Source organism: Anabaena sp. 54, from assembly GCF_017355725.1.
GTDB classification, from domain to species: Bacteria; Cyanobacteriota; Cyanobacteriia; order Cyanobacteriales; family Nostocaceae; genus Dolichospermum; species Dolichospermum heterosporum.
Genome location: NZ_JAAVWA010000035.1, coordinates 1 through 12,239, shown reverse-complemented (window position 1 = coordinate 12,239; position 12,239 = coordinate 1). Strand labels below are relative to the sequence as shown.

Below are 12,239 nucleotides of genomic sequence, written 5' to 3'. Positions count from 1 at the left end.
GAGCAGTTCGACCTTTGACAGGCTCAGGGCATCGCAAGCTCACTGACCACGGTTTTAACCGCTGTGGATATTAAAATTGAAACCAGATTTTTGATTGGAATCTGGAAACCAACTCCCATTTCTGGGGTAATGTTAGCTTCGACCAGTTATAAGAGCTTGCTTGAGCTTGCAACACTGTTCCAGTGACCTTAGAACTGTTTAATCACAAGCGACAGAGCGGGGAACTAGCTTCGCATTCCGAGGTGTCGTGACTCAAATAACGGCTACCCTTCGACTATGCTTAGGGTGGTCTGGTCAGTATGGCTTGCTTGATTACTCTTGCAAGCCCAGTCCCTTTAGGGCTGGGTTACTGACACTTGTGAAGAACTCTAGATGTAAGATAAACCAATAATCTCTAATCTCTCACTCTGATTAGCGAGGGAAAGTGCCGGTTAACAGCCTTTTGGTTGTAAATATCTAGGTAAGAAACTCAACTTTCAAAATCATGGAAACAAAAATGCAAGAACCAGAATTTAAAGAAACCCAGTCTAAAGAAACAACCATACCCGAAATTAACACTCAAACCGGGAATTTGACCAAACTTCAACCTCCTATGCAGTCTCAAGAACAATGGCTGAAATATGGACAACAAATTTCTGGTTTTTTGGGGACATTACCAGACTATGTAGGTAAATTCTTTGGTCAATATCAGCAGCCCATTGTTAGTATTGGCTTAGTAGTGACAGGAGTAATCACAGTTAAGGTACTATTGGCTGTATTAGATGCTCTTAATGATGTTCCTTTGGTAGCACCTACCTTTGAATTAATTGGCATTGGTTATTCTGTGTGGTTTGTTTATCGCTATTTACTCAAAGCTTCTAGCAGACAGGAGTTATCTGAAGAAATTACCACCCTCAAATCCCAAGTTGTGGGTAAGCACACTTCTAAATCTTAACTCACAAATTTAGATCATTTTAGATACCCGATTTCTTTAAAGAGTCGGGTATCTTTTTTCTTTTTTACAAAGCCAAGAGTTCGTTGTTCTTTTGTGAATTTAGAATATGTCACATACGTGAGTTCAAATATGTGTTACAAAAAGATTATTTATAACTGAAAGATCACGGTTGTGTTTACAAATAACACATCTTACCATTATATACATTTTTAACCTGTTTGGATAAGAATTTGTAGAGGTTTACCACTGCTCAACAGTGTCAAGTACCTTCAAGCCAGGGAATTAATTCCCTGTCTAATAGCTCAAGTCGGTTGAAACCGACTATTTTGGCGGTATTTGTTCTAGAAATAGGATAATTTTTGATTTCGATGTCATCAGAGTACGTTTCAACGTACTTTAGCTATTAGCCTGGAACTTCAGTTCCAGGGCAGGTGTGAAAGCTTATTTACCAAGTGCAAAGGAAAAAAATATGTTTAGCAACTCTTTTCTCAGTCAAACCGCGACAACTATTGTTTTTATTGATGCCTCCCTTTCCGACTATCAGACTCTACAAACAGGAGTTGTAGAGGGTGTAGAAACGGTGATTCTTTCCCGAAATCAAGACGGGATTGAGCAAATTAGCCAAGTTTTACAACAACATCCCCAAATTACCACCATTCACATCGTTTCTCACGGTTCTCCGGGATGTTTGTATTTAGGAAATGGTCAACTGAATTTAGATAATATCAGTAAATATGCTGAATTGTTGCAGCATTGGCAAAGCGAGAATATTTTACTCTATGGCTGTAACGTCGCTGCTGGGGATGCTGGAGAAGAGTTTATTCACAAGTTACATGAGATTACCAATGCAACCATTAGCGCGTCAGCAACAAAGACGGGAAATGCAGCATTAGGGGGAAATTGGGAATTAGAGGTGAATATTCCCGTTACAGAGACGTTCCATGGAACGTCTCTACCTTATTTGCCGGATATTGTTTTTAGTGCAGAAACCCTCAACACCTACCAGGGAGTATTTGCACCCACATTAGTGGGCAATTATGATGGCTTTGCTAGAGGTGTGCAAGTAGTGGGTAACTACGCTTATGTAGCTGGTGATAGTTTAGGACTGCAAATCATAGACATTAGCAACCCCACTACCCCCACCCTCAAAGGCAATTATAATACATCAGGCAATGCTTCAAATGTACAAGTAGTAGGCAACTACGCCTATGTTGCTGATCAGGATTCAGGACTGCAAATAATTGACATTAGCAACCCTACAAACCCCACCCTCAAGGGCAATTATGATACATCTGGCCATGCTAGAGGTGTGCAAGTGGTGGGTAACTACGCTTATGTTGCTGATGGTTATTCAGGACTACAAATCATTGATATTAGCAACCCCACTACCCCCACCCTCAAGGGTAATTATGATACATCTAACTATGCTGTAGATGTGCAAGTAGTGGGTAACTACGCTTATGTTGCTGATGCTCAGTCAGGACTACAAATCATAGACATTAGCAACCCCACAACCCCCACCCTCAAGGGCAATTATGATACATATGTCGCTGTAGATGTGCAAGTAGTGGGTAGCTACGCTTATGTTGCTGATGATGGTGCAGGACTACAAATCATAGACATTAGCAACCCCACAGCCCCCACCCTCAAGGGCAATTATAATACTTCTGGCTATGCTTATGGTTTGCAAGTAGTGGGTAACTACGTTTACGTAGCTGATTATGATAAAGGACTGAAAATAATTGACATTAGCAACCCCACAACCCCCACCCTCAAGGGCAATTATGATACATTTGGCGGGGCTGATGATGTGCAAGTAGTGGGTAACTACGCTTATGTAGCTGACGGAGGAGGTGGTTTAAAGATTATTGATGTGAGTGAGTTTACTAGTCCATCTTTAAACCAAGCACCAACAGACCTCACTCTCTCCACCAGCACAGTTGCGGAAAACCAAATTATTGGTACAGTGGTTGGTAATCTCACCACCACAGACCCAGATACAGCAAACACCTTTACCTATAGTTTAGTCACCGGAGACGGTGCAACGGATAATAGTTTATTTAGCATTAACGGAAATCAACTTACCACCAACTCTGTCTTTGACTACGAAACCAAAAACAGTTATAGCATTAGAGTCAAAACCACAGACCAGGGTGGGTTATCCTTCGAGAAACAACTAACCATTGGAGTCACTGACCTTAACGATAACGAAAGCTTTACCACCACAGCCCAACAAGATATCATAGATGCTGACTATGGAGAAGACACCATCACCAGCACCTTTGCCAATTTACAACAAAACGACACCATCAAAGGTGGTAATGGCACAGATACCCTGATCATCACCGGAGGAACAGTTAATGATCTTATCTCCATTGATGCCAATAACACCACCAATCAATTAGATATTCCAGGGACAACAGTATTCGGGTTTGAACGCTTTGATTTAACTAGCTTTGCAGGTACAGTCAGCTTTTTAGGTACTGCGGGTAATGATTGGGTTAAAGGTGGTACAGGAAACGATGATTTAAGTGGTGGAGACGGTAATGACACTCTGAACGGGGGAACAGGTGCAGATTTATTAGGTGGTGGTAAAGGTAATGACACTTATGTGGTAGATAATGTGGGTGATGTCATTGCTGAATTTTTAAATCAAGGTATTGATACCGTTGAATCTTCTATCACTTGGACTTTAAAAGCCAACATAGAAAACCTCACCTTAACTGGTACAGCTTCTATTAACGGTACAGGTAACACCCTCAATAATACCCTCATCGGTAATACTGGCAACAACACTCTTAATGGTGGCGCTGGTGCGGATACCCTCATTGGTGGTATAGGTAACGATTCCTATTATGTGGATAATGTAGCAGATACCATCATAGAAAATATCAATGAAGGAACAGACAGTGTTTCCAGCACTATCAGTTACACTCTAACCACCAACGTAGAAAACCTGACTCTGACCGGAATAGACGCGATTAATGGTACAGGTAACAGCCTCAATAATAGCATTGCAGGTAATATAGCCGCAAATATTCTCATCGGTGGTGCTGGTAATGATATCCTCAATGGTGGCGCTGGTGCAGATACCCTCATTGGTGGTATAGGTAACGATTCCTATTATGTGGATAATGTAGCAGATACCATCATAGAAAATATCAATGAAGGAACAGATAATGTTTTCAGTGGTGTAACTTACACCCTAACTACCAACCTAGAAAACTTGAACCTGACCGGAATAGACGCAATTAACGGTACAGGTAACAGCCTCAATAATAGCATTACGGGAAATATAGCAGCTAACATTCTCACAGGTGGAGATGGTAATGATTACTTAAATGGAGGTGCTGGTGCAGATACCCTTATTGGTGGAATTGGTAACGATGATCTGTATTTGGGTTTAAACGATAATGTTGTAGATAACGTTAACTACGCTTTTGGTGATGGTACGGATACAGTTTACCAATTTGTGCGCGGTGCCGGTGGTGATAAACTGAATTTTACAGGTATTGCCAATTTTGATGTGATTACATCGGGTACTTCTACATTAGTAAGAGTTGGTGATGGGATTGGTGGTAATACTGGTTTTGGTACTGGTCAGTTATTAGTGACCTTATCAGGGACATCTGGATTTACCAGCGCCAATGCGAATATCAACCTCTTTGGTGGTAATTTCTTGTTCAATTAAAACGAACTTTAGCTAGAAGAGAGCATAAATAAACGGAGTAATCTGTAGTTTATGTGAACCAAACCACTCAAAACATGAGTAAACGTTATCTAGGTCATAACACCTTGGGATTCGCTAGTCCCCTGCCATGTTGCTACTTATTAAACAATCCGCAAGGATAGTGTATTTAGCATAACAAGCTTAGATAACAAGGTTGAAGCAAACATTACCCTGGAAAGGTGAAATTTAAATGTCTAATTTTGTTCTAGTTCTTGATACCAACAAAAAACCACTTACTCCAATCCATCCAGGAGATGCACGTTTTTTATTAAATCAACAAAAAGCTGCTGTATTTAGAAGATTTCCATTTACCATAATTTTGAAAGAACCTAAATCTGACGTTCCAACTCAACCGATTGAATTAAAAATAGATCCAGGGAGTAAAACTACAGGTTTTGCGTTAGTTCAAAATAATAAAGTCATCTGGGGTATGGAATTACAACACAGAGGTTTAGCTATTAAAGAAAGCCTAGAAACTCGAAAAGGAGTAAGGCGAGGAAGACGTTCTAGACATACTCGTTATCGTCAAGCTAGATTTCTTAACCGCACTAAACCTCAAGGTTGGTTAGCACCTTCTTTAAGCCATAGAGTTTTAACTATTAACACTTGGGTCAAAAGATTATGTAATTTTGCCCCAATAACTGACATAGTTCAAGAGCTTGCTAGGTTTGACCTACAGCAGTTAGAAAACCCGGAGATATCAGGCTTTGAGTATCAACAAAGGAGAGTTACAAGGGTATGAAGTCCGTGAATATCTTTTGAATAAATGGAATAGAAAATGTGCATACTGTACTGCTGAAAATGTCCCTTTACAAGTTGAGCATATTAAACCAAAAGCCAAAGGAGGAACTAATAGAATTTCTAATTTGTGTCTAGCTTGTGAGAAATGCAATATCAAAAAAGGTACTCAAGATATTGAGAAGTTTTTAGTAAAAAAGCCTGAGTTGTTGAAGCAAATTTTATCCCAAGCCCAGCGGACACTAAAAGATGCGTCTGCTGTAAATTCAACGAGATGGGCTTTATTTAATAAGTTAAAAGAAACTGGATTACCTATAACAACAGGTTCAGGAGGTTTAACTAAGTTTAATAGAACTCGTTTAGGATTGCCTAAAACTCATTGGATTGATGCTGCTTGTGTAGGGAAAGTTGAAACTCTCAAAATACTTACAACAAAAATTTTAACAGTAAAAAGCACGGGGCATAGTTGCAGAAGATTCTGTAGGATCAATAAATTTGGTTTTCCTTGCACCGAGCCTAAAAAAATATTCACTCATGTTTCTACAGGAGATTTTGTTAAGGCTACTTTGCACAAAGATCGTAAAAACATAACTTCTGGAAGGTATGTAAGTCGTGTTAAAACTCCCACAAAAAACGGATGTGAGATTGTTATCAATGGTTTTAGAGTTGAATTTTCAACAATGAAAGATATTACTAAGGTTCATTGTAGTGACGGATATAGCTACGTTTGACTACGGAAAACTACAATTTTATGAGATTAAATGCAGAGACAGGGAATCAATTCTCTGTCTTCCTGATTTATACTAAACACGGTTGAGACATGGACTTTTACAAAATTACGAAAAACCTAGATTTGTAGGGGTAAAGCAAGAGCTTCATTGGTGTCAACTTAACGCAAAATCTTCATCCCGCAAGAAACTCAAGTTCCTTGCTAATAGCGAAAGTCATCTAAAAGATGACTAAATACTAGGAAAATTCATTAGTCCGTTTTAACGGACTTGAGCTATGAGACAGGGAATTTATTCCCTGACGGGTGTGGAAGCCAAACAAATAAGCCGTGTTAAGTATACATCATCACCCCATGATGTTTCGCTAAAAAACGCAAAAACGCCAACCAAAAAAGAGATTTATGGTATTGACAAACAATTTTAAAAATGTTATCATGAAATTGATAAGGAAGAACTATCTTATTGTTAATTAATAATAGAATGACAATATCCCCGACTTCTTTGAGAAGTCGGGGATATTTTGATGTTTTTATGTTTCAAAGCACTCGTAATACGCTGGGAATACTGTCTATTGATTCCATTGCTTGAATTTCTGTTAAGGCTTGTCTAAAGTCCCCTTCCCGGACATTGTGGGTAACAACGACAATCTCGGCTAGTTCTCCCTGAAAGCCAGTTTGGACAACTGACTCTAAACTCACGCCATAATTGCCAAAACAAGTTCCCAATCTCCCAATGACTCCCGCTTGGTCTTTGCTGAGGAAACGGGCATAAAACCGGGTTATTAACTCGGTAATGGGGGTAATTTGCGAGTAATGTTGATGTCTACAAGCGAGGAGAGAATTTGGTTTCGTGGTATTGGTTTTGAGGGTAGCAACAAGATTTAAGATATCTGATGATACTGCACTAGCGGTAGCCCCAGCCCCAGCCCCAGGACCGAATAACATCACTTGTCCTATCGGTTCTCCCTCGATCAGAATAGCGTTATAAACACCGTTAATACTAGCTAAAGGGTGGCTGTGGGGAACTAGGGTAGGATGAACTCTCACGGAAAGTTGGGAGTTATCTTCATCTAAATGTTGAGCTATTCCTAGTAATTTAATTACGAATCCTAATTTAGCAGCATAGGCAATATCTGTTTTTGTAACTTGACGAATTCCTTCACAATAAACATCATCTCGATTAATTCGTCCATCAAATCCTAAAGATGCCAAAATAGCAATCTTATCTCCGGCATCCAAACCATCAACATCCGCTGTCGGGTCAGCTTCAGCATAACCCAACCTCTGAGCATCTGCTAAGACATCATCAAATTCACTCCCTTCTGTTTGCATCTTGGTGAGGATGTAGTTGGTTGTACCATTGACAATACCCATGATAGCGCTAATGCGATTAACGCTTAAAGATTGTTTCAGGGGTTGAATTACAGGAATACCGCCACCAACGGCGGCTTCTAGCAGCACATAGACACCCGCTTGATTAGCAGCGGTGAATATTTCGCCACCAAATCGAGAAATTACGGCTTTATTGGCGGTAATTACGTGCTTACCATTTTTAATAGCTGTCAACATGAGTGTGCGGGCGGGTTCTAATCCCCCCATTAACTCTACAACTATATCTACGGCTGGATCATTAACAATGGCTTCTAAATCCGTAGTTATCACCTCTGATGATAATTCTACAGATCTGGGTTTCGTGAGCGATCGCACACCCACTCGATAGATTTCAATGTCCTGTAACAGCGGATGACGACCTACATTGTCTTGCAACAGTTGCACTGTCCCCGTTCCCACCGTACCTAATCCAAGTATTCCTAATTTGACAGCCACAGATTTTGCACCCACAATGAACTTATATAGAAATATAGAACAATAAAACAATTGTAGGCAGAGCATAAGCCCTACCTACTAATTATCTTCTTTTAATTGTCCAATGACCAATGACTAATGACCACTGACTAAATTAGTATGTTTCTACGTGCCAGCGGTGAGCTTTTTTTAGATCCTTTTGGTAATCACTCCAAACTACACCTTCTTTAGCCGCAGCAGCACTTAAAGCAGCATCAATGCCATCTTCCATACCGCGCAAACCGCAGATGTAAGTGTGAGTTTTTTCATTTTTAATTAACTGCCACAATTCATCAGCGTGTTCTGCAACCCGGTCTTGGATGTACATTCTGCCACCTGCGGGGTTATTTTGTTCCCGGCTGATAGCATAGGTGAGACGGAAGTTTTCTGGATATTTCTCTTGCATTGCTTCCAATTCTTCTTTGTAGAGAATATTGGGAGATGTTGGCACACCAAACAACAACCAGGAAAATCCTTTAAATTGATATTCTGGGTTAGCTTTTCTTTCTGCATCCTTAAACATCCGCCACAGGTAAGTCCGCATAGGCGCAATACCTGTACCTGTTGCTAACATGATCACATTAGCTTCAGGATCTTCCGGCAATAACATTTCCTTACCAACAGGACCAGTGATTTTGACATCATCACCTGGTTTAATTTTAGTCAGATAGGTAGAACAAACACCATAAACCGTTTCACCTGTTTCTGGATGCTTGTACTCTAACTGACGAACACACAGAGATATTGTTTTATCATCTAGATTATCGCCGTGACGAGTAGAAGCAATGGAGTACAGTCTGAGTTTTTCAGGCTTACCATTCTTATCTACACCAGGAGGAATAATCCCAATACTTTGTCCTTCTAAATACCTCAAGTTGCCAGCAGACAGGTCAAACTTGAGATGTTGAACAATCCCAATTCCACCTTCTTTAACTAATGTTTCATTAGAAATACACTTACCAATAAACGGAGCATTAGGACGGTAAATGTTCACAGGAACATCAGCATGAGCATCTTTTTTGGCTTTTGCTTGAGTCATGGAGTTGCCTTTCTTATCCTTAGCTGGTGTTTTAGCAAAGCCTTTAGCTTCACTAACATTACTTACAGGTGTGGATTTGCCATGTTCATCTTTGTTAGCACTTACTTCAGCCGCGACTTCGCTGCTAACTTTAATGTCAGCAGTTGCCAATTCAACTTTTTCGTTAACTACTAAGTCAACTTTGCGATTGAGTTGCTGTAAAGCTGTAACAGATTGGATACTAACAATTTTACCGCCCAGGCGAGTGATCCGTCGCATTTCTTGATTCATGCGGTTGTAAGGTACTCTGATGAATACACTGCCACTTCTACGAATTTGGTAGTTGGTTTGATCAGTTTCTTCAACCTGACGCAGACCCACCACTTCGTAAACGAAGACGCGGCTACCTGATTCTATATTGGCAGCACCCTCAACAGCACCTTGATTGTACATTCCTTCTAACACTCCGATATTTACTTAACCGTTTATCAAAAAAAAATCATTCCCATCCTTATGCGAGGTTTAGTTTACCGGATTTTCGGATCACAAAACTAGCCATCTGGGAAAACGACATCATTTATGATGATGCCTTGCTCAGTACACTCGCCCAAGACCAGTAGGCATGGCAAAAAACACACCTGTTCACCTTCTAAATTAGAGGATAAGTCTTTGCGAGAATGTTAATAGTGAATCACTTTAATCTTTTTTTCTCGAACTACATAGTTTTAGGCTTGTTAATCAAATATTCTACTGCATATTGATCCTGCAAAAATCCTGGGTTTGCAAAAAAAGCTTTTTGATTTCTAAAACTACCAGTACCATCTTACCATGACGGTGCAGTAACGGACTTTATTAATAATCAATTTTATATAGGACTCCTATTTGATTTTTAAACAAGACTCAATAGGTATCAATTCTGTCTTTCCTGTTCCCTGTTCCCTTTTCCCTGTTCCCTTTTCCCTTTTCCCTGACCACACAAGTAAATTCACAGAATCAAACCGGATTCCTATAGGTACAGTACATTCCAGGTAAATTAAGTACAGTGTTAAAATAATACATGAATTTAGCGTAGTGCGAGTTGAGCCATACGCCACGCTGTACTATCAAATACTCACAAGCTTTCTTCCTTCTTCCTGACTGGTAACAGAGGGACTTGTACTGAGTTTGTCGAAGTCAGCCGAAGTGCTAACTCCTATTTTCTCTCAAATCTAAAAAAATGTATCATCTATGGCAGAATGTTAAACAGATAATTGCTAGGGAACTAGATTCGTTCTTAAGGTAAATCTTGTGAGAGTACACCCCATTCTGTTAAAATTTAGGGCAACACTAAGATTAAATACTTACCAGCCATAAAATTAGGCTAATTAGGACGAGTAACTGCTATAGGCGTACAAGTTATTTGTTGAAATCTGTCATCGTTATGCTGGATAGCCAGAACGTAGGACAATACCGTTGGGGTAAGCTCCTAGATTCAGAATCTGCTGTGAGAAAAATTATTGATTGACACATTTAGTATTTAGAGGGAATTTATGACTAAGCCGGAACGCGTGGTACTAATTGGAGTAGCCGGAGACTCTGGGTGCGGTAAATCTACGTTTTTGCGTCGGTTGATTGATTTATTTGGCGAAGAATTTATGACAGTTATCTGTTTAGATGACTATCATTGCCTAGATCGTAAACAACGTAAAGAAACAGGCATAACTGCACTTGACCCCAGAGCAAATAACTTTGACTTAATGTATGAACAAATTAAGTCTCTTAAAGAAGGTCAGGCGATTCATAAGCCAATTTATAACCATGAAACTGGCATGATTGATCCACCAGAATGGATTGAGCCAAATCATATTATTGTTGTAGAAGGGCTGCATCCCTTGTATGATGAACGAGTAAGAGCGCTTCTAGACTTCAGCGTTTATTTTGATATCAGCGATGAAGTCAAAATTGCTTGGAAAATTCAACGCGATATGGCTGAAAGAGGTCACCGCTATGAAGATGTTCTAGCACAAATCAATTCTCGTAAACCTGATTTTGAAAAATTCATCGAACCACAAAGAGAATTTGCTGACGTGGTTCTGCAAGTATTACCCACAAACTTAATTAAAAACGATACAGAACGTAAAGTTTTACGGGTACGGATGTTACAACGGGAAGGTAAAGAAGGCTTTGAGCCAAGTTACCTGTTTGACGAGGGTTCAACGATTCAGTGGACTCCTTGCGGACGCAAACTGACCTGTTCTTACCCCGGTATGCAGCTTTACTACGGTACTGATGTTTACTATGGTCGTTACGTCTCTGTTTTAGAAGTAGACGGTCAATTTGATAACCTCGATGAAGTAATTTACATCGAAACTCATTTGAGCAAAACATCCACCAAATATCAAGGTGAGATGACTCACTTGTTACTACAACACCGTGAATATCCAGGCTCTAATAATGGTACTGGTTTATTCCAAGTATTGACAGGGTTGAAAATGCGTGATGCTTATGAGCGATTGACAGCTAAAGAAGCAAAATTAGCAGTTCAAGTCTAAAACAGCAGTTTGTGTCAAAGTTCAGGGGGAACAGTTAAATATGTTCCCTCTTTTTTTTGTCTGAATCAGGATGTCCAGGATTTGAGGATTTGCAGGATTGTTATTGGGATATTGTTTGATTGTGGCAGAATTAAGTGAATATTTTGTCTGAATCAGGATGTCCAGGATTTGAGGATTTGCAGGATTGTTATTGGGATATTGTTTGATTGTGGCAGAATTAAGTGAATATTTTGTCTGAATCAGGATGTCCAGGATTTGAGGATTTGCAGGATTGTTATTGGGATATTATTTGATTGTGGCACGTAGGGGCGCAGGGACTGCGCCCTCCATTGTATTTCATTAGAGCGAGAATTGCTGTATTGTTTGATTGTGACAGAATTAAGTGAATATTTTGTCTGAATCAGGATTTCCAGGATTTGAGGATTTGCAGGATTGTTATTGGGATATTATTTGATTGTGGCACGTAGGGGCGCAGGGACTGCGCCCTCCATTGTATTTCATTAGAGCGAGAATTGCTGTATTGTTTGATTGTGACAGAATTAAGTGAATATTTTGTCTGAATCAGGATTTCCAGGATTTGAGGATTTGCAGGATTGTTATTGGGATATTATTTGATTGTGGCACGTAGGGGCGCAGGGACTGCGCCCTCCATTGTATTTCATTAGAGCGAGAATTGCTGTATTGTTTGATTGTGACAGAATTAAGTGAATATTTTG

The 12,239-nt window shown here is 39.8% G+C and carries 6 protein-coding genes and 1 pseudogene; 5 read left to right on the top strand and 2 right to left on the bottom strand.

What is annotated here, in order from left to right:
* Positions 1 to 496 precede the first annotated feature (496 nt).
* The 4 genes and pseudogenes from HEQ36_RS22180 to HEQ36_RS22165 all read left to right on the top strand — a co-directional run bounded on the left by HEQ36_RS22180 (position 497) and on the right by HEQ36_RS22165 (position 6,554).
* The gene (locus tag HEQ36_RS22180) at positions 497 to 934 is read left to right on the top strand and encodes a CAAD domain-containing protein (protein WP_027403284.1); all 438 of its coding nucleotides are present in this window, start codon (positions 497 to 499) and stop codon (positions 932 to 934) included.
* A gap of 469 nt (positions 935 to 1,403) precedes the next feature.
* Entirely contained in the window at positions 1,404 to 4,625 is a 3,222-nt protein-coding gene (locus HEQ36_RS22175) for a DUF4347 domain-containing protein (RefSeq protein ID WP_168635764.1), read from the top strand.
* 229 nt (positions 4,626 to 4,854) lie between these two features.
* A pseudogene (gene iscB / locus HEQ36_RS22170) lies at positions 4,855 to 6,133 on the top strand (RNA-guided endonuclease IscB).
* A gap of 274 nt (positions 6,134 to 6,407) precedes the next feature.
* Entirely contained in the window at positions 6,408 to 6,554 is a 147-nt protein-coding gene (locus HEQ36_RS22165; protein WP_168635763.1) for a hypothetical protein, read from the top strand.
* Between the two features lie 112 nt (positions 6,555 to 6,666).
* Here HEQ36_RS22165 and HEQ36_RS22160 read toward each other — a convergent pair whose 3' ends face one another.
* Together HEQ36_RS22160 and petH are read right to left on the bottom strand one after the other, a co-directional pair.
* Entirely contained in the window at positions 6,667 to 7,956 is a 1,290-nt protein-coding gene (locus HEQ36_RS22160) for a homoserine dehydrogenase (RefSeq protein WP_168636173.1), read from the bottom strand.
* 133 nt (positions 7,957 to 8,089) lie between these two features.
* On the bottom strand, positions 8,090 to 9,445 hold the full coding sequence (gene petH / locus HEQ36_RS22155) for a ferredoxin--NADP reductase (protein ID WP_168635762.1): 1,356 nt from the start codon (positions 9,443 to 9,445) through the stop codon (positions 8,090 to 8,092).
* A gap of 1,076 nt (positions 9,446 to 10,521) precedes the next feature.
* Here petH and HEQ36_RS22150 point away from each other — a divergent pair.
* Positions 10,522 to 11,523: a phosphoribulokinase gene (locus tag HEQ36_RS22150; RefSeq protein ID WP_053537890.1), complete on the top strand. Its 1,002-nt coding sequence runs from the start codon at positions 10,522 to 10,524 to the stop codon at positions 11,521 to 11,523.
* Positions 11,524 to 12,239 lie beyond the last annotated feature (716 nt).